The following is a 20,889-nucleotide window of genomic DNA, read 5'->3' as shown; positions in this document are numbered from 1 at the left end:
GTACGCAACGGCACCGCACAGGCGCACCTTGGCCGCCGATCCGCCACATTCTGCGAACTTCCAGTGGCCCCGCTTGATCAAACCGTCAACAGCCCGCAAAACCCCGCGTACCGGGCTATTGCGGCGCTATACAGCCCATGGACGGCGGAGTAGCATGCGCGCCATCTGGCGTTCGCCAGCTCCCCCTGTTCCACTCTTCGGAACCTGACACCGCTATGCCTTCGCGAAAATTTGGTTTCAACCTGGTCATGGTCTTGGCGGTCGCCGCCCTGTTTACCGGTATCTGGGCACTGTACAACCGCCCGGTGAGCGCGCCGGACTGGCCCGAACAAATCTCCGGCTACTCCTTCTCGCCCTTCCGCCAGGGACAGGACCCACAGAACAACAGCTACCCGAGCGACGACGAGATCCGTGCGGACCTCGAACTGTTGACCCAGCAGACGGACAATATCCGCACCTATTCGGTGGACGGCAGCCTGGCCGACATCCCGCGCCTGGCCGAAGAATTTGGCCTGCGCGTAACCCTGGGCATCTGGATCAGCCCGGACTCGGCGCGCAACGAACGCGAGATAGCCAAAGCCATCGAGCTGGCCAACAGTTCACGTAGCGTGGTGCGCGTGGTGGTCGGTAACGAGGCGCTGTTCCGCCGCGAGGTCACCGCGCAACAACTCAGCGACTACCTCGACCGGGTCCGCGCTGCGGTCAAGGTACCGGTGACCACCTCCGAGCAGTGGCACATCTGGGAGCAGAACCCGGAGCTGGTCAAGCACGTCGACCTGATCGCCGCGCATATCCTGCCCTACTGGGAATTCATGCCCATGGAGCAGTCGACCGAGTTTGTCCTCGAGCGCGCCAAGGAGCTGAAACGGTTGTTCCCGAAAAAGCCCTTGCTGCTCTCCGAAGTCGGCTGGCCGAGCAATGGCCGCATGCGTGGCGGAGCCGAGGCAACCCCCGCCGATCAGGCCCTCTACCTACGCACGCTGCTCAACACCTTGAATGCCAAGGGCTACTCCTACTTCGTCATCGAAGCCTTCGATCAACCCTGGAAAGCCACCGATGAAGGTTCGGTCGGCGCCTACTGGGGCGTCTACAACCTCGACCGTCAGGCAAAGTTCGCCTTCGAGGGTCCGGTGGTCGCCATCCCGCAATGGCGTCTGCTGGCCATCGCCTCGGTGGTCATGGCCCTGCTTGCCCTGGCCCTGCTGCTGATCGACGGCAGCGCCTTGCGCCAGCGCGGCCGCACCTTCCTGACCTTCGTCGCCTTTGCCGGCGGCTCGGTACTGGTGTGGATCGGCTATGACTACAGCCAGCAGTACAGCACCTGGTTCAGCGCCACGGTCGGCCTGTTGCTCGGCATCGGCGCGCTGGGCGTGTTTATCGTACTGCTCACCGAGGCCCATGAACTGGCTGAAACCGTATGGACGAGTTCCCGCCGCCGGCCGTTCCAGCCGGTGTTGGCGGACAGCGCCTACCGCCCCAAAGTATCGATCCACGTGCCCTGCTACAACGAGCCGGCGGAGATGGTCAAACAGACCCTCGACGCCCTGGCCAACCTCGATTATCCGGACTTCGAAGTCCTGATAATCGACAACAACACCAAGGACCCGGCAGTGTGGCAGCCGGTACAGGCCTATTGCGAGATCCTCGGCCCGCGCTTCAGGTTCTTCCATGTCGCCCCGCTGGCCGGCTTCAAGGGCGGCGCGCTGAACTACATCCTGCCGCACACAGCAAAGGATGCCGAAGTGATCGCGGTGATCGACTCCGACTACTGCGTCGACCGTAACTGGCTCAAACACATGGTGCCGCACTTTGCCGACCCGAAAATCGCCGTGGTGCAATCGCCGCAGGATTATCGCGACGACCAGGAAAGCACCTTCAAGAAGCTCTGCTACGCCGAATACAAGGGTTTTTTCCACATCGGCATGGTCACCCGCAACGACCGTAACGCGATCATCCAGCACGGCACCATGACCATGATCCGGCGCAGCGTGATGGACGAGTTGCAATGGGCCGACTGGACCATTTGCGAAGATGCCGAGCTCGGCCTGCGCGTGTTCAAGAAAGGCTATGCCGCCGCCTACGCCCACGACAGCTTTGGCAAGGGGCTGATGCCGGACACCTTCATCGACTTCAAGAAACAGCGCTTCCGCTGGGCCTACGGCGCCATTCAGATCATGAAGGGGCATGCCCGCAGCCTGTTCCTCGGGCAAGGTTCCGAACTCAATCGTGGCCAGCGCTACCACTTCATCGCTGGCTGGCTGCCCTGGGTCGCCGATGGCCTGAACATCTTCTTCACCGTCGGCGCACTGCTCTGGTCGGCGGCAATGATCATCGTGCCGCAGCGGGTCGACCCGCCACTGCTGATCTTCGCCATTCCGCCGCTGGCGCTGTTCGTGTTCAAGGTGGCGAAGATCGTCTTCCTCTACCAGCGCGCCGTGGGCGTCAACCTGAAAAAGGCCTTCTGCGCCGCCCTGGCCGGACTGTCGCTGTCGCACACCATCGCCAAGGCGGTGCTGTACGGTTTCTTCACCACCAGCATCCCATTCTTCCGCACGCCGAAGATGGCCAGCAATCACGGTATCCGGGTGGCCCTGATGGAAGCCCGCGAAGAAGTATTCATCATGCTCCTGTTGTGGGGCGCGGCAGCCGGCATCACCGTGGTACAGGGCATGCCCAGCACTGACGTGATGTTCTGGGTGGCCATGCTGCTGGTGCAGTCGCTGCCTTACCTGGCCGCGCTGATCATGGCGCTGCTCTCGTCATTGCCAAAACCGCAGGTGAAAACCACGGACGAGCCTATCGCCGTCTAGCGTCGAACCGCCAGGAAACAGCCTCACGGCGGCCAATGGCCGCCGTTTTGCTTTAAGATGTCGGCCTTTCCGCTTGATGCCGCTCTGGAGCCGCAATGACTGCCCCCTCCCCGACTCTCTCCCCGACCCTGGAACTCGCCTGCGACCTGATTCGCCGCCCGTCCGTCACCCCGTTTGACGAGGGCTGCCAGGAGTTGATGATGCGCCGCCTGGGTGCGCTCGGCTTCAAGGTCGAGCACATGCGCATCGAAGACGTGGAGAACTTCTGGGCGACCCACGGCGAGCAGGACGGTCCGGTGCTGTGCTTCGCCGGCCACACCGACGTAGTGCCCACTGGCCCGCTGCAAGCCTGGCAGCACGCCCCCTTCGCCGCGCTGATCGATGAGCAGGGCATGCTCTGCGGACGTGGCGCCGCCGATATGAAAGGCAGCCTGGCGTCGATGATCATCGCCGTCGAGCGCTTCGTCGCCGACCATCCGCAGCACAAGGGCAGCATCGCCTTCCTGATCACCAGTGACGAGGAAGGCCCGGCCAAGCATGGCACCAAGGCGGTGATCGAACGTCTGGCCGCGCGCGGCGAGCGTCTGGACTGGTGCATCGTCGGCGAACCCTCGAGCACCTCGCTGGTCGGCGACGTGGTCAAGAACGGGCGCCGTGGCTCGCTCGGCGCCACCCTCACCGTGCGCGGCGTGCAGGGTCACGTGGCTTACCCACACCTGGCGAAGAACCCGATCCACCTGGTTGCCCCGGCGTTGGCCGAACTGGCCGCCGAACACTGGGACGATGGCAACGCGTTCTTTCCGCCGACCAGCTTCCAGGTCTCCAACCTCAACTCGGGCACCGGCGCGACCAACGTCATTCCCGGTGAGCTGCAGGCGATCTTCAACTTCCGCTTCTCCACCGAATCCACGGTCGAAGGCCTGCAACAGCGAGTCAACCAGATACTCGACAAGCATGGCCTGGACTATCACGTGGAGTGGGCCCTGTCCGGCCTGCCGTTCCTCACCGAACCGGGCGCCCTGCTCGATGCGGTAGCCCACAGCATCAAAAGCGTGACAGGCCGCGAAACCACCCCGAGCACCAGCGGCGGCACTTCCGATGGCCGCTTCATCGCCACCCTGGGCACCCAGGTGGTCGAGCTTGGCCCGGTCAACGCGACCATCCACCAGATCAACGAGCGCGTGCTGGCCAGCGATCTGGAAGTACTGACCGAGATCTATTATCAAACTCTCGTGAAACTGCTCGCCTAATGCTGACCTGCCCCATCTGCCTGCAGGCGCTGAGCGCCGTCGACAATGGCGTGGCCTGCCCGGCCAATCACCGTTTCGACCGTGCGCGCCAGGGCTACCTGAACCTGCTACCGGTGCAGCACAAGAACAGCCGCGACCCCGGTGACAACGCCGCCATGGTCGAGGCCCGGCGGCGCTTTCTCGACGGCGGCCACTATGCGCCGCTGGCCAAGCGCCTGGCCGAACTGGCCGCCGGTTATGCGCCCGCGCGCTGGCTGGATATCGGCTGCGGCGAGGGTTACTACACCACACAGATCGCCGATGCCCTGCCCCGGGCCGAGGGCTACGCCCTGGATATCTCCCGCGAAGCGATCAAGCGCGGCTGCAAGCGTGCACCCCAGCTCGAGTGGCTGGTGGCAAGTATGGCCCGCGTACCGCTGAGTGACGCCAGCTGCCAGTTGCTCGCCAGCGTGTTCAGCCCGCTCGACTGGCAGGAAGCCCGGCGCCTGCTCGCCCCCGGTGGCGGTCTGCTACGCATGGGACCGACCCGCGACCATCTGCTGGAACTGCGCGGCAAGCTGTATGACCAGGTGCGCGACTACGACGACCAGAAGCACCTCGAGCTGATCCCGCCCGGCATGCAATTGGCCCACAGTGAAACCCTGACCTTCAACCTGCAGCTGACCAGCAACGAGGCCCGTGCCGACCTGCTGGCGATGACCCCCCACGGCTGGCGCGCCAGTGCCGAACGTCGCGCGGCGGTGATCGCCGAGCCGCTCGAGGTGACGGTTGCCATACGCTACGATTGGATCGAAAAACTTTAGGCTCCCCAGGAACAGATGACCATGCGCCAACCGGATATCGAGATTTACCTGAAAGATGCCGACCACACCGCCATCGCCGCCTGGTTGAGCGAGGCGCTGGGCCCCTGCACGGCCTGGCAACAGAAAGGCCAGACCTTCAAGTGCAGCGCCGCGGGCGTGCCCGTGACTTGGCTGCCGAAGGCCGTGGGCAAGTGGCACAGCCTGCACCTGAATAGCGACACCACCCCCTGGGACGACGACCTGGCCTGCGCGCAAGCCGCGTTTGCCGCGCTCAACGTCGAGGTGCGTTGCGCGCCAGGCAGTTGGCAGGAAGAGGAAAGCGTCGAGCAGGCCGACCGCTGGATGCGCATCAGCGCCGATGGCGTCGAGGAAATCACCTGGCGCACCGGCTGAGTGAACCCCACTACTGGCAATGGACCAGTAGCAGACACGAAAAAGCCCGTCGATGACGGGCTTTTTTTGAGGTCAGGATTTACAGCGCGGCAACATCTTCCGCCTGCAAGCCTTTCTGCCCTTGGGTCACCGCGAACTCGACCTTCTGGCCTTCGGCCAGGGAACGGTGGCCGTCACCGCGAATGGCGCGGAAGTGGACGAACACATCGGCTCCGCTCTCACGCTGAATAAAGCCATAACCCTTGGAATCATTGAACCACTTGACGGTTCCAGTCTCACGATCAGCCATTGCCACAATCTCCAACTCACAATTTTTATTGTCTCGAAAAGACGCTTCGACGGGTCGTTGCTACAGCGCTTCCTGGTATCACCGCCCCCAGCCGAGATCAGTAGGGATCAGGCCTTACCGAGAGACGCCAACAACCACCGCCCAGCAGTATAGAGCAGGTTTTGTGACTGAAAAGCCGTTTATCGAAACAGCCAGAGGCCATACAGGGCAAGCCTTACAGCACTGTTACCACGTGCATTCAGGCTCACCAGCCCCTGTCGATCGGCAAGCGCCGAGCACGGCAGGCATGGCGTAGCCCGGATGCAATCCGGGGGAGACATCTGCACTGAGCGACTCTCCNNAGCACGCCGAGGGTCAACAGCAACGGCACCAGGGCGATGTTGGCAAACTTCAGGCTACGCCCCAACGCCTCGATATCGGCGTTCAACTGATAGCGCACCTCGCGCAACTCCTTGCGGATTTTCACCTTCTCCTGAAGAAACTGGCGCACCGTGGCCTGCTGTTCCGGGGTCAACTCCAGCGCCTTGCTCGGGTCATCGCTACGCTGCAGGGCGGCGAGCTTCTGCTCGGTGTCTGCCAGACGCGCTTGCAGGGCCTGCTCCTTCTCGCGGAAACGCACTTCGGCGTCACGCTGAATCGCCTCGACCACCTCGAAGGGGCGAGTGAAACGCCCACGCGAACGCACGCTGATCAGCGCATCGGAACCGCTCAGGTTGTCCAGGGCGTTGATTGCGAAAGCGGCATTGTCGGCCCAGGGCTGCGGAATGCGCTGACCGAAGAAGTCCTGCACCTGCACCCACATACGATCGGTGAGCAGGTCGGTGTCGGCCACCGCGATCACATTGATGCTATCCGCCTGTTTAAGCCCGTCCTTGCGTCCCTCGATGCCGTCCGGGTAGGCCGATTGTGCCGGACCGCTGATGCGCGCGGCGATGGCATAACGCTCACCGGTCGGCTGCAACTCACGGATCAACTCTTCCGGGTTTTGCAGCAGGCCGAAGCGTTTGGCATCGAACGGCATGGCGTACTGCGAACTCTGCAGCAGCGGGATAAAGCGGGTTTTCGCACCCTCCAGCGGTTCGAGAATACCGGCAGTGGCCACCGTCAGGTTTTCCAGGGCGGCGGTGCTGATGTCGTCCTGGTCCAGGGCGTTCTTCGGCAGGCTCAGCCAGGCCGCATGGCGTACCGCACGCTGACCCTGCCCCATGCTCACGGACATGGCGTAGGAGCCATCGCCGAGTACCTTGTCCGGCACCATGCGCAGGCCCCAGGCCTTGAACAGCGGCGTCAGGCTGGAAGACTTGTCGATGGCCATCTCACCCGGCATACCCGCCTGGGTATCGGCTTCACTGAAGGGGTCGACGAAGGCCAGCAACTTGCCGCCGCGCAGGACAAACTGGTCGATGGCGTAGAGGGTCTGCTCGGGCAGCTGCTTGGGATGGATCAGCAGCAGCACCGAGACCTGCTCGGGGATCAGGTCGATGTCGGCCTTCAGGCTCTCGATCTTGAACAGCTGGCGGATTTCCTCCATGACCATCCAGGGGGGCGTTGGCTGACGCGCCTGCATGTCGAAGCCGCCATTGATCGGCAGGCCGGACAGCACGCCGACCACCGGCCGTTCAGGCTTCGCCAGGCTCTGCACCAGGCGGCTGAGCTCGTATTCGAGGAACTCCTCCTGGTCCAGGGCAAAGAACGGGATCACCTGGGTGTCGCCCTGAGCATTCTTGCCCGCCAGGCCGAGGTAGAGCTGATCACCGCCCTGCTGCAGCGGGATGCCCTGCAAACCGAACTCGGCGGCCTTGTCCTCGTCCTCGGAGAACGGCGCCGGATCGATGATGCGCAGCTGGATCTTGCCATCGGCCGCACGCTGATAGGCCTTGAGCATTTCCTCGACACGCTTGGCATAGTTGCGCAGCGCCGGCAGGTCCTTGGCCGTGGTGTCGGAGAAGAAAAAGTCCAACTCGATCGGCTGCTCCAGCTCGGCGAGGATCTGCTCGGTGCCGGCGGATATGGTGTAGAGCTTCTGTTCGGTCAGGTCCAGGCGGGCGCCACTCAGGCTCAGGCTGGAAAACAGATTGAAGGCGAGAAACGCCAGGGCAATGAGTAGCAACCCGGCGCTGGAGTACATCAGCTTTTTCATGGGCGTCCTCAGTCAGCTTTCTTCAGATCGATGACCACCGCGGTCGCCGCCAGCCAGGCGGTGATCAGGGTGAGGAAGTACAGCAGGTCACGCAGGTCGATCACGCCCTTGCTGATGGCCTCGAAACGGGTCAGAAAGCTCAGCGAGGCCACGGCATCCACCAGCCACTGCGGCGCCCAGCCACTGAAACCGTCGAGCACCATGGGGAAACCGCTGACCATGAACAGGAAGCTCACGCTGACCGCGAGGATGAAGGCGATCACCTGGTTCTTCGCCAGCGCCGACATGCACGAGCCGATCGCCAGATAGGCGCCCGCCAGCAGCCAACTGCCGATATAGCCGGTGACGATGGCGCCGTTGTCCGGCTCACCCAGGTAATTGACCGTGATGATCATCGGGAAGGTCAGCAGCAGCGCCAGACCGGCGAACACCCAGGCGGCGAAGAACTTGCCGGTGACCGCCTCGAAGCGGGTGATCGGCAGGGTCATCAGCAGTTCGATGGAGCCGGACTTGCGCTCCTCGGCCCACAGGCGCATGGCGATGGCTGGCACCAGGAACAGGTACAGCCAGGGGTGGAAATTGAAGAACGGTGCGAGGTTGGCCTGGCCACTCTCGAAGAAGCCGCCCAGGTAGAAAGTGAACACCCCGGACAACACCAGGAAGATCACGATAAATACATAGGCCAGCGGCGTGGCGAAGTAGCTCGCCAGCTCGCGTTTGAAGATTATCGGCAACTGCGTCATACCACCTCCCCACGGGTCAGACTACGGAACACTTCATCCAGGCGCCCGCGCTCGACATTCAGCTCACTGACCTTCCAGCCGCGCTCGGCGATCAGCCCGTTGACCTGCGGCAAGATCACCTCACCGGGTTTGGCCAGCACACTGAGGCTGTGCTCGCGGGCGTTCTCCTCCACCCCGGCTACCCCCGGCAGTGCCGCCAGCGCTTGCCGATCCAGGGCCTGGTCGGCCACCAGGGTGACCGCCTGGTGGTAGCGCGAGCGGCTCTCCAGCTCCAGCGGCGTGCCATCGGCCAGCAGCCGGCCCTGGCCGATCACCACCGCACGGGTGCACACCGCACTGACCTCTTCGAGGATATGGGTGGAGATGATCACGATCTTGTCGTGCGCCAGGCTCTGGATCAGCTTGCGCACCTGGTGCTTCTGGTTCGGATCGAGGCCATCGGTGGGCTCATCGAGAATCAGCACCTTGGGATCATGCAGGATCGCCTGGGCCAGGCCGACCCGACGTTTGAAGCCCTTGGACAGGGTCTCGATGGACTGGCCGAGGACGGGCTCGAGCTCGAGTTGAGCCACCGCCCTGGCCACCCGCTCGCGCTTTTCGGCGCCCTGGTAGCCACGCACCGCGGCGATGAATTCGAGGAAACCGCGCACCGTCATGTCTTCATAACAGGGCGCACCTTCCGGCAGGTAGCCGATCTGTCGCTGGGCCTTGAGGGTGTCTTGCTGGATGTCGAAACCGAGGATGCTCGCCGTGCCCGAAGTCGGCGCGAGGAAACCGGTCAACATCTTCATGGTGGTGGACTTGCCGGCACCGTTCGGGCCGAGAAAGCCCAGCACCTCCCCCTGCTGGACGCGGAACGACAGGTTGTCGACTGCAGTGTGTTGTGCAAAACGCTTGGTCAGGTTTCTTATTTCAATCATGGCCTTTCACCATTGCGGTAACAGGCCCCGCTCGCTACCCGTGCAGGAGCAAGCCGGGCGTTTAAGTGCCGGCGGACTATAAGGAGTCGGCCATGGCCAGTGCAAGCCGGCAACCAAGGGAGCAAGAGCCTTGCACTGGGTAGCCCGGATGCAATCCGGGGAAAATCCTCCATCAGCCCACCCGCTCCCGGATTGCATCCGGGCTACCTTCAACGTCGCCATCATGGCGCCGGGTCTTCTGAGGCCATGATGGATTATGCGTCGTCTTGAACTTGGGTTTTGCTCAGGCATGTACCCCCGCCGCCCAGGCTATGCTCGGCGAATCAAGCAGTTACAAGATTTTGCCGGCACGCGTGCGATCCGTCACACTAGGCGCCCCGAGCAATCGCTCGTTTTACCTAGCCAGCAGACTTCGTATGACCCGCTCCCCGTTTCGCCGTCTCGTGTTCGGCAGCCTGCGTCGCCTTCTGTACCTGTGGGTACGCTCGGAAACCATCAACCAGTCGGCCTTCAGCCTCAAGCTCGACCGCAGCAAGCCGGTGTTCTATGTGCTGCAACAGCCGTCGCTGAGCGACCTGGCGGTGATCGATACGGAGTGCCAGAAAGCCGGCCTGCCGCGCCCGGTGCTGCCGGTCGAGGTCGGCGGAGTGCTCGAGCCGGCGGCCTTCTTCTACCTGACCCCGGAGCCGGACTGGCTCGGCCGGCAGGACAAGCGCGGCAGCTCGCCGACCCTGGCGCGGGTGGTCGGGGCGTTGAATCAACACGCCGTGGACGACGCGCAGATCATCCCGGTCAGCGTGTTCTGGGGTCAGTCGCCTGACCGCGAAACCAGCGCCTGGAAGCTGCTGTTCGCCGATAGCTGGGCGGTCACCGGGCGCTTGCGCCGGCTGGTCAGCATCCTGATCCTCGGGCGCAAGACCCGCGTGCAGTTCTCCACGCCGATCCACCTGCGCGAACTGGTCGAACAGGACAAAGGCCACGAGCGCACCCTGCGCATGGTCCAGCGCATGCTGCGGGGGCACTTCCGCAACCAGAAAGCCGCAGTGATCGGCCCCGACGTGTCGCACCGGCGCAACCTGGTCAAGGGCCTGGTGCACGGCCCGCAGGTGCGCCAGGCGATTCTCGAGGAAAGCCAGCGCGAGAACATCCCGCTCGACAAGGCCGAAGCCCTGGCGCTGCGCTATGGCAACGAGGTCGCCTCGGACTACACCTACACGGCGATCCGCTTCCTCGAACTGCTGCTCAGCTGGTTCTGGAACAAGATCTACGACGGCATCAAGGTCAACCACATCGAGGGCGTGCAGGAAGTGGCCCAGGGTCACGAGGTGATCTACGTGCCCTGCCACCGCAGCCATATCGACTACCTGCTGCTGTCCTACCTGCTGTTCAAGAATGGCCTGACCCCGCCGCATATCGCCGCCGGCATCAACCTCAACATGCCAGTAATCGGCGGTTTGCTGCGCCGCGGCGGCGCCTTCTTCATGCGCCGCACCTTCAAGGGCAACCCGCTGTACACCGCTGTGTTCAACGAGTACCTGCACACCCTGTTCAGCAAGGGCTTCCCGGTCGAGTATTTCGTCGAAGGCGGACGCTCACGCACCGGGCGCATGCTCAGGCCGAAAACCGGCATGCTGGCCATCACCCTGCGCAGCTTCTTGCGCAGCAATCGCCTGCCGGTGGTGTTCGTGCCTGTGTACATCGGCTACGAGCGGGTACTGGAGGTCCGCACCTACCTCGGCGAATTACGCGGCGCGAGCAAGAAGAAGGAGTCGATCTTCGACATCTTCAAGGTCATCGGCGCACTCAAGCAGCGCTTCGGCCAGGTCTCGGTCAACTTCGGCGAGCCAATCAAACTGGCCGAGTTCCTCGACCAGCAGCAACCGGACTGGCGCAGCCAGGCACTCGGCCCGCAATTTCGCCCGAGCTGGCTCAACGAGGTCACCAACCGCCTCGGCGAACGAGTGGCCCAGCACCTCAACGAAGCCGCCGCGATCAACCCGGTCAACCTGGTTGCGCTGGCGCTGCTGTCGACCAGCAAGCTGGCCCTGGACGACCTCGCCCTGGTCCGGGTACTCGACCTCTACCTGGCGCTGCTGCGCCGCGTGCCCTACTCGCCGCACACCACCCTGCCGGACGGCGACGGCCAGGTGCTGATCGACTACGTCAAGGGCATGCACCTGCTCGCCGAACAGAGCGATGCCCTCGGCAAGATCCTCTATCTGGACGAGCACAACGCGGTGCTGATGACCTACTACCGCAACAACGTGCTGCACATCTTCGCCCTGCCCGCACTGCTGGCCAGCTTCTTCCAGAGCAGCGCGCGGATCAGCCGCGAGCAGATCCTGCGCTTCACCCGCGCGCTCTACCCCTACCTGCAGTCCGAGCTGTTTATCCGCTATACGCTGGAGCAGCTGGATGGCGTGGTCGACCAGTGGCTAGGGGCGTTCGTCGAGCAAGGCCTGCTCAAGGTCGAAGGCGACGTGTATATCCGCCCGGCGCCCAGCTCGCGGCAGTTCGTCCTGCTGACCCTGCTCTCGCGCGCCATCGCCCAGACCCTGCAGCGCTTCTACATGGCCACCGCCTTGCTGCTCAACGCCGGACAGAACGCGATCAGCGCCGAAGACCTGGAAGATCTCTGTACCGTCATGGCCCAGCGCCTGTCGATCCTGCATGGCCTCAACGCCCCGGAATTCTTCGACAAGAGCCTGTTCCGCCACTTCATCCAGAGCCTGCTGGACGAAGGCGTGCTGCGCCAGGACGAAGCCGGCAAGCTCAGCCACCACCCCCTGCTCAACGAACTGGTCGAAGGCGCTGCCAAACGCGTCCTGCCGGCCGAACTGCGCCTGTCGATCCGCCAGGTGGCGATGGATCGCAGCGAGGATGCGCTGGAAGTGGTTTGAGGTCTTAGCCGGCAATGCACAAGGGCCGCTTTAGCGGCCCTTGTTTTATCTACATAGAGAAAGGTGGCGGGCTGTTGTCGGCCACGTGCGGATGATTCGCGCGTGGCAACAAATCCGCCCCCTTTTTCTACACGACCGATAACGACGGGCCAACTCGGCACGACTTTTCGCCGACGATTGCCGGCTATGGCGAAATGTCTGATGAGTCGCAGACTCAAGATGTTGCTTAGCGATTGCCTCGCTCTGCACTTACTACCAGGACGTGCCAAGCACATTACCTGAGATGTAGCACTGAAGATTGCACCCCCTCTTACCCTGCGGTAGACAGCCAGCCGGAGCCCAATGTGCCTGAAACTGGATCGCATCAATTCTGCGAAAAGTGTCAAAAGCTGACTCCGCTTATGGTTGTGAGACCATCCAGCCAAAATCCGAGAGCAGGCCGTAGTAAATGCTGCGGTTGACTAATTCCCAAATATCGAGATACCTTGATTTATGAATATAGAAAACGTGATTTCAGCCCTCAACAACCCTGTGCGACGCCGAATTCTTGAATGGCTGAAAGACAGGTCGAACTTTCCGCCCTCGCTGCCAGAGCATGCCGACTTGGACGGTGTGTGTGTTGCGTACATTCAAGAGAAGGCAGGGTTGTCGCAATCGACGATTTCAAACTACATGGGTGTGTTGAAGCAGGCTGGGTTGGTGGTTGCAGAACGTCATGGACAGTGGACGTTTTACCGGCGCAATGAAGGCAACATCCAAGCGTTTCTCAATGAAGTTGAGAAAGAACTGTTGAAGCCGTGACAGTTGATACGCCACCTGGTCACGACCGGCATGTCGCTGGCAGAGAAAACGAAATATCTAAATATTACGATTAGGTGGCCCGATGACGCAGTCAACGACCAAGCATGATTTCTCAAAGCCGGAAAATGTGCTGGGCCGCCCACTAGAGCTTCCCTGTGGTGTGGTTCTGAAAAACCGACTGACAAAGTCGGCAATGTCGGATTCCCTTGGTGACGGGAAAGGCGATGCTACCGAAGCGCAAGCACGGCTCTATGAGCGCTGGGCGGAAGGTGGCGCAGCTTTGTCGCTGATTGGCGAAGTGCAGGGTGATCCGCGCTACCCCGAAAAACCCGGAAATCTGGTGTTGGGACCGGATACAGATCAAAAAGCGCTGCGATCCTTGGCCCGTCGGGGATCGACTGAGGGTGCGCATCTCTGGCCGCAACTCGGACATGCCGGAGCGCTTTCCCATTTGCCTATCAGTCGAGCAAAGGGCCCATCCTCGCTGGACATTGAAGGGCTGCAATGCGCGGGCATGACCCTCGACGACATTGGGCAGCTGCCGGGTATCTACGCAAGGGCTGCGACAATCGCCAAAGACGCAGGATTTGGCGGGGTGCAAATTCATGCCGGACACGGTTTTCTTTTAAGCCAATTCCTGTCTCCGTTGTTCAATCGCCGGACAGACGGATATGGCGGATCAATCGAGGCGAGATTCCGCATCGTTAGCGAGGTGATAGAGGCGGTTCGGCAGGCTGTTGGCGCTTCGTTTGCGATTGCTATCAAGATCAACTCGACCGATAAACTGGAAGGTGGACTGACCGAAGACGAGGCTATGGAGGTGATCCGCATGCTCGATCAGACAACCATTGATCTGATCGATATCAGCGGCGGAACCTATTTTCCGGGCGCCGCGGCAAGTTCGGATAGCACCTCTGGTAGCGGGCCTTACTTCCTGGATTTTGCACGCCGGGCGAAAACGGCGACCTCCATTCCAGTCATGGCAACCGGCGGCTTCAAGACGCGTCAACAGGCAGTTGACGCCGTCGAGAGCGGCGCTGTCGACATGGTCAGCGTGGGCCGTGCCATGGCGCTCAATCCGAATCTTGCGCGCGTGTGGTTGAGCGCCGGTGGTGGCGACCCGGAGTTTCCAAAATTCGATACAACCCCTCCGGGTGGTGTGACGGCTTGGTATACGATGCGGCTGACTGCGCTCGCAGAAGACAACGAGGATGAATTCAGTTTGGACCTCGAGTCCGCCATGAGCCTCTATGACGTGCGCGACGCGGGACGCTGCGACGCCTGGCTTAAAGCCTTCGCTCGCCTGAGAGACCACGTTTAGAGCAGGGTATGTCAGCGAGCTAGCCTGGATAACAATTGCTGAAAAACACTCCGCGGTTTTCCACGGGGTGGCCTTCCACCCTACGCGGACTTCGGAGCTGCGTAGGGTGGACAACGCTCACTTGTCCGCCAGATTCTGCGATTGGCCACTACGCTTCGAAACTGCCGGTCACGAACTACCAGAACCGACCCTGAACAACCGGTGGCGATTGACCTCAACCTCATGACTTTGCTCAATGCGCTTGCCGAATCATCTCCAGCAGTGCGCAATAGGACGCCTCCGAGAACCATGCGCTTGTTTTTCCAGGCGGATGGGGCCCTTTTCCACAACGCGTTGCGGCGCCCGATAAGCGAAGGAACATTTTTATGCAAGACCAACCCCTCGATGCCAGCGACTTCGAGCTCATCGAAGACACCCTGCTGAAGTACGGCGACGATCACTCCGTGCTCAACGCCTCCGAGCTCGATGGTTACTTCACCGCCTTGGTCTCCAGCCCGGTACAGGTGGATATCGCCGAGTGGTTCCCGGCCATCTGGGGCGGGCAGAATCCGGATTGGCAGAGCCCTGATGAGGGCAAGCAGTTCATCGAACTGAGCGTGCGTCACATCAACGCACTGGCCACCCAGCTGGCTATGCATGCGCAGGCGTTCAAGCCACGCTTCGAACAGACCGAACACCATGCCCAGCCACTGACCCTGGCTGAAGAGTGGTGCTTCGGTTACCTGCGTGGCGTCGCCGTGGGCAACTGGCCCGAACTGCCAACGCCCCTGGCCGCGCAGTTGCAGGCGATTGCCTTCTGCGCCGAGCAGGACAACTTCGAACCCCCGGCGGATCTGGATGTGGCGCAACATCGTCAGCAGATAGAGGCCATCGAAGCGGCTGCCCATGCCTTGCATGACCACTGGGTGGCTCAGCGCTAAGGGCGGCAGCAGCGAAGATCCACACCGCAACAACGCCAGCTCGCGAGTGCCAGAAACAGGGTATTTCGCCCACCCATCCAGCGGCCTAACACAGTTAGATCCGCTGGATGGGTGGGTAGCAGGCCTCTGCTCAATAACCAAGCACAGCGCAAGGCTTAGTGGCCTGTGTGGCTAGTTCTATTAGTCAATTTCGACGTCTGAGGCCCCGATACTGCGTTGCCGCTCCTCGCCATAGCCCGCTATGACTCGTCGCAGCGCCTTGTCTCGGTACCTCAACCATCCGAACTTGAGTTAACCCACTAACCGTACAGGCCACTAGCGCGCCAACCAAGCCTCCGCTGCACCCACATCACCGCGTTCGAATGCTTTGATTTCCAGACCGGGAATCAGCGCGCCTTCCATTTCACTGGCTTTGCGCAGCCAGGCTTTATCTGCCAGCACCGCTGCACGGTCAAACTTCCTGATCAGCTTGAACAGTTTGGGAAGGCGTGAAAGTTCCACGCCGATAGCCCCGAGCGTTGGCAGGTCGAAGTCATCGATTCGATAGAGCATTCGCCCATGCTCGATGCCCTCCGTCTTGCTGATGAGTTCATCCAGCGCAGTTCTCATCTGCTCACTGTTGAGCTTGCCGCTCAACTCTATATCGACACGATTGGGACCGTTTGCTATGACCTTGAACATAGGGACTCCTTAGCGATAAGTGAGTAACGAAACTGCCTGACCTCGGCAGGAGCAGGCAGCGCCCATGTGCGCAACCACCTCCAATAAGAATAGTCCTATGCGCAACCCTCAGCGGCGCAGTGCTTGCCTGCCGAACGGAACCTGAGCATCGCTGCAGCGCAGCACTCCAGCATTTGCACGCCGGCCTCGGCTGTTTCGCTGAGTGAGTGGGCCGCGCTGGTGAGCGCGGCTGAAAAACAGTAGCGTGTGCCCCCCACTGAATTCACTGAGGAACCGTCATGAGCATTACCCGTTACGAAACAGCCGCACGCATGAGCCGCGTCGTGGTGCATAACCAGACCGCCTACTTATGCGGGCAAGTCGCCGAGGACCGCAGCGCTGGCATTGAGGAACAAACACGGACCATGCTGGCCAAGGTCGATACCCTGCTGGCGTCGGTCGGTAGCAATCGCGAACAGTTGCTGTCCGCCACCATCTACCTGAAGGATATGAGCCTGTTCGCCGCGATGAACAGCGTGTGGGACACCTGGGTACCGGCAGGTTTCGCCCCGGCACGTGCTTGCGTGGAAGCCTCGATGGCCAGCCCCGAGCTGCTGGTAGAAATCTCTGTGATCGCAGCCATTCCGGCATAACAACCGGCGACTTGTTGCACGGACTCGCGCCCTGGCCATGATGTGCTATCCCCAGGGCGCGACTGCAGTCGGGATGGAAGCTGGATCACCTCAATGTTTCACCACCCCTCCCCCACAGGCATGAGTGATCCTGCGTCACCTATGCCTTGAGCATCCATCCTTTGTCAGCCGCGCTGCCGCGCCGTCTAATAGACGGCCACAACGCCAGTTCGACAATTCCTGGCGCCGCGCACTGCCCTGTAGGGCCTTCGACCGAGGAACCTCCCCATGCTGCTTGGCAAATCGCTGGCCACCTGGTGCCAGGAATACCCGCTACTCAATCAGTTGATCGCGCTGCAGGAGACCAGCTGGTTCAATCCGCGAATCGCCCGCGCGGCCGAGGCGTTGCAGGATGTCGGGCTGACCCAGGCCGACGTCGATGACGCTAGCGCACGCCTGGTGCGTTTCGCGCCCTATATAGCCAGTGCATTCCCGGAGACCGCGGCCAGTGGCGGGATCATCGAGTCGCCCATCCTTGCGGCGCCGCACCTGCAGGCCCTGTTGGCCGAACGCTATGGGCTGAACGGCAGCGGTGCGCTGTGGCTCAAGCAGGACAGCCACCTGCCCATCTCCGGTTCGATCAAGGCGCGCGGCGGCATCTATGAGGTGCTCAAGCATGCCGAGGAGCTGGCGCTGGCCGCAGGCCTGCTCAAGCTAACCGACGACTACGCGCTGCTCGACAGCGACGCTGCCCGGGCCTTCTTCGGCCGCTACAAGATCGCCGTCGGCTCGACTGGCAATCTCGGCCTGTCGATCGGCATCATCAGCGCCCGCCTGGGCTTCCAGGCCACGGTGCATATGTCCGCCGATGCGCGGCAGTGGAAGAAGGACAAGCTGCGCGCCCACGGCGTGATTGTGGTCGAGTACGACTCCGATTACAGCGTCGCGGTGGCCGAGGGTCGCCAGCAGGCCAGCGCCGATCCTTACTGCCACTTCGTCGATGACGAGAACTCGACCAGTCTGTTCCTCGGCTATGCCGTCGCCGCCGAGCGTTTGCAACAACAATTCAAGGACGCGGCGATCTGCGTCGATGCCGAGCACCCGCTGTTCGTCTACCTGCCCTGTGGCGTCGGAGGTGGCCCGGGCGGAGTGGCCTTCGGCCTCAAGTTGGCGTTTGGTGATGCGGTGCATTGCCTGTTTGCCGAACCCACTCACTCGCCCTGCATGCTGATCGGGGTGCATACCGGCCGCCACGATGAGGTCTCGGTGCAGGACTTCGGCATCGACAACCTCACCGCCGCCGACGGCCTGGCGGTCGGTCGTCCGTCCGGCTTCGTCGGCCGCGCCCTGCAGCGCTCGATCGACGGTTATTACACGGTCAGCGATGAAGAGCTGTATCGCCTGCTGGCGCTGGTGGAAAGCTGCGAAGGCCAGCGCTTCGAACCTTCGGCACTGGCCGGCGTACCGGGCATGGCCCGCGTGCTGAGCGAGGAGCAAGGCTATCGCGCGCGCATGCACCTGACCCCGGCGCGGATGGCCCAGGCCACCCACCTGGTCTGGGCCACGGGGGGCAGCATGGTGCCCGAGACGGAAATGGCCGGGTACCTGGCCAAGGGCCGACACCTGTTGCAGGCTGAACAAGCCTAGCTGACCCAAGGCCTGAAAGCAGCGGCCGCTGATCCGCCACCGCTCACTGCGAGAATGACGCCATGCTCAATCTTCCCCCGCGCGCCGGCTGCGAGCTCAACAGCAGCCAGTTCGCCAACTTCTATACCTTCCAGGTCGCGGCGCGGCACCTGAGTTTCGCCCGCGCGGCGCAAGAACTCTGCCTGACGCCTAGCGCCGTCAGCCACCGTATCGGTCGCCTGGAGCGTGGGCTGGGATTGAAGTTGTTTCAGCGCCTGACCCGACAGATTTGCCTGACCGCAGATGGCGAGCGGATTTTCAATATCCTTCAGGGCGCGGTGGGCGAGTTGCTCGAGGCCTTGCAGCAGGCGCCTGGCAGCGAAATCGCCGGGCCGCTGGCGGTGTATCTGCGCCCCTCGCTCGCCGAGTGCTGGCTGGTGCCGAGGCTGGCCGAGTTTACCGCCCGTTACCCCGCGATTGCTCTGGACATCCGGGTGGGCAACGAGACAGTCGATTTCCGCACCCAGAACATCGACCTGGCACTGTATTTCACCTGCGGAGCGTTTCCCGGATTGGTCACCAGCACGCTGATGGACGAGCGGATCGCCCCAGTGTGCAGTCCCGAGTACGCCCAGCGCCATGGCTTGCTGGAGCATCCAGACAACCTGCAACAGTGCACCCTGCTGCATGACTCCCTGGCCTGGGACAACGCCGCCTACGATGCCGAATGGCAGCTGTGGGCCAGGCATCGGGGGATCGAGGCCAAGCTGCCGCAGCGCAGCCTGACCTTCGACCGCTCCGATCTGTGCACCCTGGCAGCGACCCATCACGCGGGGATCGCCATCGGTCGCCAGCGCTTGGTGCAGCAGCGCCTCGAACGCGGCGAACTGATCCTGCCATTCGGTGACTTCGCGCTGAGCAGCCCCTGCGAATACCAGCTGGCGCACCCGCCTCGTGAACCTATGCCGAACCGGCTGCAGGCCTTCATCGACTGGCTCCATGAGTGCGCCGCCGACACCGAGCACGCATGAACAGCACGCCCGGGTGGGCGCGACAGCCCCACTTCGCTATGCTCGCTGCATACACACCGTCAGAAGGATCTTGTCATGCTCCGTGTCACTACCCTGTTCGCCGGCTTGGCGCTGTCCGCCAGCGCCTTCGCCCTCTCCCTCGCCGACCTCACGCAACAGGACGCCACTGGCGGCTTGAAGGATGCCCTGACCCAGGGCGCGCAGATCGCCGTCAAGCAATTGGGCACCCCCGGCGGCTTCAGCAATAACGAGGCTGTGCGCATCGAGCTGCCGGGTAATCTCGGCAAAGTGGCGCGCACCATGAAGATGATGGGCATGGGCGCCGAGATCGAGCAGCTCGAGACCAGCATGAACCTCGCGGCAGAAGCCGCCGTACCGCAAGCCCAGGCCCTGCTGGTCAGCGCGGTGAAGAAGATGACCGTACAGGACGCCAAGAGCATCCTCAGCGGCCCGCAGGACTCCGCCACCCAGTACCTGAACAAGAGCAGCCGCGAACAGATCCGCGCTAAGTTCCTGCCCATCGTCAAACGCGCCACCGACCAGGTCGGCCTGGCCCAGCAATACAACAGCTTTGCCGGCCAGGCCGCGAGCTTCGGCGCGCTCGACGCGAAAAGCGCGAATATCGAGAGCTACGTCACCGAGCAGGCACTCGATGGCCTGTTCGAGATCATCGCCCAGCAGGAAGCCAACATCCGCCAGAACCCGGCTGGCGCCGCCACCAGTTTGGCGAAGAAGGTGTTTGGCGCGTTGTGATATTTGCCTGAAAAGCTGGGTTTCGCTTAGGCTCTACCCAGCCTACGTTTCGCCGAAGCTCCACCGTATGGCCTTGGCCTTGTAGGCTGGCGTAGAGCGCAGCGAAACCCAGCTCACAAACGCTTCACCAAACAGCCGCCGCATAACCCGTAGGCTGGCGTAGAGCGCAGCGAAACCCAGCTCACAAGCGCTTCACCAAACAGCCGCCGCATAGCCCGTAGGCTGGCGTAGAGCGAAGCGAAACCCAGCTCAAAAGCGCTTCACCAAACAGCTGCCGCATAGCCCGTAGGCTGGCGTAGAGCACAGCGAAACCCAGCTCACCACTATTTCCCAAGGATGGGAACATGCAGCCATTCCGCCGCAGCTATCGCCGGCTCTATATACCGGGCGGCAGCTACTTTTTCACCCTGGTTCTCGAAGACCGGCGGCAGGATACGCTGACGCGACATTTCACGGCCTTGCGTCAGGCCCTGCTATACGAAAAGCAGCGGCATCCTTTCACTCTGCTGGCCTGGGTTGTCTTGCCCGACCACCTGCACATGCTCTGGCGCTTGCCAGCGGGCGATGACGATTACTCCAATCGCATCCGCCGCTTCAAGGCTAACTTCTCGCGGCAACTGACCAGCAACGAAACCATCAGTCGCAGCCGGCAGAACAAAGCCGAACGCAGCATCTGGCAAAGGCGCTTCTGGGAACATCTGCTCCGCGATGATCAGGACCTGCGTCGCCACATCGATTACGTGCACTACAACCCAATCAAGCACGGCCATGCCGAGCGCGCAGGCGATTGGCAGCATTCGTCGTTTCGGTATTTTGTCGAGCACGGGGTTTATCCGGCGGATTGGGCAGGGCCGGCGCAATGAGCACGATGGTATAGGTGGGGGCGCTGGGTTTCAT

18 protein-coding genes are annotated in these 20,889 nt (G+C 62.2%); 13 read left to right on the top strand and 5 right to left on the bottom strand.

Going from position 1 to position 20,889, the window contains the following annotated elements; translation table 11 throughout:
• Positions 1 to 215 precede the first annotated feature (215 nt).
• The 4 genes from TMS3_RS10270 to TMS3_RS10255 all read left to right on the top strand — a co-directional run bounded on the left by TMS3_RS10270 (position 216) and on the right by TMS3_RS10255 (position 5,256).
• Positions 216 to 2,810, top strand: coding sequence for a glycosyltransferase (locus TMS3_RS10270; protein WP_025165190.1), 2,595 nt, complete (start codon positions 216 to 218; stop codon positions 2,808 to 2,810).
• Positions 2,811 to 2,905: 95 nt separating this feature from the next.
• Entirely contained in the window at positions 2,906 to 4,060 is a 1,155-nt protein-coding gene (dapE, locus tag TMS3_RS10265) for a succinyl-diaminopimelate desuccinylase (protein ID WP_025165189.1), read from the top strand.
• Positions 4,060 to 4,863, top strand: coding sequence for a putative RNA methyltransferase (locus tag TMS3_RS10260; protein WP_025165188.1), 804 nt, complete (start codon positions 4,060 to 4,062; stop codon positions 4,861 to 4,863). Before dapE ends, TMS3_RS10260 begins: the two co-directional genes overlap by 1 nt.
• 21 nt (positions 4,864 to 4,884) lie before the next feature.
• A complete protein-coding gene (locus TMS3_RS10255) occupies positions 4,885 to 5,256 on the top strand; it encodes a hypothetical protein (protein WP_025165187.1) in 372 nt (123 codons plus the stop codon).
• Between the two features lie 79 nt (positions 5,257 to 5,335).
• Here TMS3_RS10255 and TMS3_RS10250 read toward each other — a convergent pair whose 3' ends face one another.
• The 4 genes from TMS3_RS10250 to TMS3_RS10235 all read right to left on the bottom strand — a co-directional run bounded on the left by TMS3_RS10250 (position 5,336) and on the right by TMS3_RS10235 (position 9,348).
• Complete coding sequence (locus TMS3_RS10250; RefSeq protein ID WP_025165186.1) at positions 5,336 to 5,545, bottom strand: cold-shock protein; 210 nt, start codon at positions 5,543 to 5,545, stop codon at positions 5,336 to 5,338.
• A gap of 244 nt (positions 5,546 to 5,789) precedes the next feature.
• On the bottom strand, positions 5,790 to 7,685 hold the full coding sequence (locus TMS3_RS10245; RefSeq protein ID WP_025165185.1) for a GldG family protein: 1,896 nt from the start codon (positions 7,683 to 7,685) through the stop codon (positions 5,790 to 5,792).
• An 8-nt stretch (positions 7,686 to 7,693) separates the two neighbouring features.
• Positions 7,694 to 8,428: an ABC transporter permease subunit gene (locus TMS3_RS10240; RefSeq protein WP_025165184.1), complete on the bottom strand. Its 735-nt coding sequence runs from the start codon at positions 8,426 to 8,428 to the stop codon at positions 7,694 to 7,696.
• On the bottom strand, positions 8,425 to 9,348 hold the full coding sequence (locus TMS3_RS10235) for an ABC transporter ATP-binding protein (RefSeq protein ID WP_025165183.1): 924 nt from the start codon (positions 9,346 to 9,348) through the stop codon (positions 8,425 to 8,427). Before TMS3_RS10235 ends, TMS3_RS10240 begins: the two co-directional genes overlap by 4 nt.
• A gap of 416 nt (positions 9,349 to 9,764) precedes the next feature.
• On the opposite strand from TMS3_RS10235, the gene plsB reads away from it, so the two are divergent.
• The 4 genes from plsB to TMS3_RS10215 all read left to right on the top strand — a co-directional run bounded on the left by plsB (position 9,765) and on the right by TMS3_RS10215 (position 15,290).
• Positions 9,765 to 12,248: a glycerol-3-phosphate 1-O-acyltransferase PlsB gene (gene plsB / locus TMS3_RS10230; protein ID WP_025165182.1), complete on the top strand. Its 2,484-nt coding sequence runs from the start codon at positions 9,765 to 9,767 to the stop codon at positions 12,246 to 12,248.
• Positions 12,249 to 12,740: 492 nt separating this feature from the next.
• Positions 12,741 to 13,049 (top strand): ArsR/SmtB family transcription factor, encoded by a 309-nt coding sequence (locus TMS3_RS10225; protein ID WP_025165181.1) that lies wholly within the window; start codon positions 12,741 to 12,743, stop codon positions 13,047 to 13,049.
• Between the two features lie 82 nt (positions 13,050 to 13,131).
• Positions 13,132 to 14,370: an NADH:flavin oxidoreductase/NADH oxidase family protein gene (locus tag TMS3_RS10220; protein ID WP_025165180.1), complete on the top strand. Its 1,239-nt coding sequence runs from the start codon at positions 13,132 to 13,134 to the stop codon at positions 14,368 to 14,370.
• A 365-nt stretch (positions 14,371 to 14,735) separates the two neighbouring features.
• Positions 14,736 to 15,290 carry a UPF0149 family protein gene (locus TMS3_RS10215; protein WP_025165179.1) on the top strand — a complete coding sequence of 185 codons (555 nt, stop codon included), beginning with the start codon at positions 14,736 to 14,738 and terminating at the stop codon, positions 15,288 to 15,290.
• A 315-nt stretch (positions 15,291 to 15,605) separates the two neighbouring features.
• Here TMS3_RS10215 and TMS3_RS10210 read toward each other — a convergent pair whose 3' ends face one another.
• On the bottom strand, positions 15,606 to 15,971 hold the full coding sequence (locus tag TMS3_RS10210; protein ID WP_025165178.1) for a SpoIIAA family protein: 366 nt from the start codon (positions 15,969 to 15,971) through the stop codon (positions 15,606 to 15,608).
• 278 nt (positions 15,972 to 16,249) lie between these two features.
• Here TMS3_RS10210 and TMS3_RS10205 point away from each other — a divergent pair, with 278 nt between their 5' ends.
• The 5 genes from TMS3_RS10205 to TMS3_RS10185 all read left to right on the top strand — a co-directional run bounded on the left by TMS3_RS10205 (position 16,250) and on the right by TMS3_RS10185 (position 20,855).
• Positions 16,250 to 16,603 carry a RidA family protein gene (locus TMS3_RS10205; protein WP_025165177.1) on the top strand — a complete coding sequence of 118 codons (354 nt, stop codon included), beginning with the start codon at positions 16,250 to 16,252 and terminating at the stop codon, positions 16,601 to 16,603.
• Between the two features lie 267 nt (positions 16,604 to 16,870).
• On the top strand, positions 16,871 to 18,229 hold the full coding sequence (dsdA, locus tag TMS3_RS10200; RefSeq protein ID WP_025165176.1) for a D-serine ammonia-lyase: 1,359 nt from the start codon (positions 16,871 to 16,873) through the stop codon (positions 18,227 to 18,229).
• A 62-nt stretch (positions 18,230 to 18,291) separates the two neighbouring features.
• A complete protein-coding gene (gene dsdC / locus TMS3_RS10195; protein ID WP_025165175.1) occupies positions 18,292 to 19,239 on the top strand; it encodes a DNA-binding transcriptional regulator DsdC in 948 nt (315 codons plus the stop codon).
• A 75-nt stretch (positions 19,240 to 19,314) separates the two neighbouring features.
• Positions 19,315 to 19,992, top strand: coding sequence for a DUF4197 domain-containing protein (locus TMS3_RS10190; RefSeq protein ID WP_025165174.1), 678 nt, complete (start codon positions 19,315 to 19,317; stop codon positions 19,990 to 19,992).
• Positions 19,993 to 20,336: 344 nt separating this feature from the next.
• Positions 20,337 to 20,855, top strand: a complete 519-nt coding sequence (locus tag TMS3_RS10185) for an REP-associated tyrosine transposase (RefSeq protein WP_025165173.1) — start codon at positions 20,337 to 20,339, stop codon at positions 20,853 to 20,855.
• The last annotated feature ends 34 nt before the right edge of the window (positions 20,856 to 20,889 follow it).

It is taken from the genome of Pseudomonas taeanensis MS-3 (genome assembly GCF_000498575.2).
Taxonomy (GTDB): Bacteria; Pseudomonadota; Gammaproteobacteria; order Pseudomonadales; family Pseudomonadaceae; genus Aquipseudomonas; species Aquipseudomonas taeanensis.
Note: the sequence above shows the minus strand (reverse complement) of the source record. Positions and strands in the feature narration are given on the sequence as shown.

Excerpts from the sequence above, each read along its gene's own strand:
- TMS3_RS10220 (WP_025165180.1), top strand. The coding sequence starts at position 13,132 with ATGACGCAGTCAACGACCAAGCATGATTTCTCAAAGCCGGAAAATGTG.
- TMS3_RS10215 (WP_025165179.1), top strand. The coding sequence starts at position 14,736 with ATGCAAGACCAACCCCTCGATGCCAGCGACTTCGAGCTCATCGAAGAC.
- TMS3_RS10240 (WP_025165184.1), bottom strand. The coding sequence starts at position 8,428 with ATGACGCAGTTGCCGATAATCTTCAAACGCGAGCTGGCGAGCTACTTC.
- TMS3_RS10185 (WP_025165173.1), top strand. The coding sequence starts at position 20,337 with ATGCAGCCATTCCGCCGCAGCTATCGCCGGCTCTATATACCGGGCGGC.
- TMS3_RS10255 (WP_025165187.1), top strand. The coding sequence starts at position 4,885 with ATGCGCCAACCGGATATCGAGATTTACCTGAAAGATGCCGACCACACC.
- TMS3_RS10270 (WP_025165190.1), top strand. The coding sequence starts at position 216 with ATGCCTTCGCGAAAATTTGGTTTCAACCTGGTCATGGTCTTGGCGGTC.
- plsB (WP_025165182.1), top strand. The coding sequence starts at position 9,765 with ATGACCCGCTCCCCGTTTCGCCGTCTCGTGTTCGGCAGCCTGCGTCGC.
- TMS3_RS10210 (WP_025165178.1), bottom strand. The coding sequence starts at position 15,971 with ATGTTCAAGGTCATAGCAAACGGTCCCAATCGTGTCGATATAGAGTTG.
- TMS3_RS10225 (WP_025165181.1), top strand. The coding sequence starts at position 12,741 with ATGAATATAGAAAACGTGATTTCAGCCCTCAACAACCCTGTGCGACGC.
- TMS3_RS10250 (WP_025165186.1), bottom strand. The coding sequence starts at position 5,545 with ATGGCTGATCGTGAGACTGGAACCGTCAAGTGGTTCAATGATTCCAAG.
- dsdC (WP_025165175.1), top strand. The coding sequence starts at position 18,292 with ATGCTCAATCTTCCCCCGCGCGCCGGCTGCGAGCTCAACAGCAGCCAG.
- TMS3_RS10235 (WP_025165183.1), bottom strand. The coding sequence starts at position 9,348 with ATGATTGAAATAAGAAACCTGACCAAGCGTTTTGCACAACACACTGCA.
- TMS3_RS10205 (WP_025165177.1), top strand. The coding sequence starts at position 16,250 with ATGAGCATTACCCGTTACGAAACAGCCGCACGCATGAGCCGCGTCGTG.
- dapE (WP_025165189.1), top strand. The coding sequence starts at position 2,906 with ATGACTGCCCCCTCCCCGACTCTCTCCCCGACCCTGGAACTCGCCTGC.
- TMS3_RS10190 (WP_025165174.1), top strand. The coding sequence starts at position 19,315 with ATGCTCCGTGTCACTACCCTGTTCGCCGGCTTGGCGCTGTCCGCCAGC.
- dsdA (WP_025165176.1), top strand. The coding sequence starts at position 16,871 with ATGCTGCTTGGCAAATCGCTGGCCACCTGGTGCCAGGAATACCCGCTA.
- TMS3_RS10260 (WP_025165188.1), top strand. The coding sequence starts at position 4,060 with ATGCTGACCTGCCCCATCTGCCTGCAGGCGCTGAGCGCCGTCGACAAT.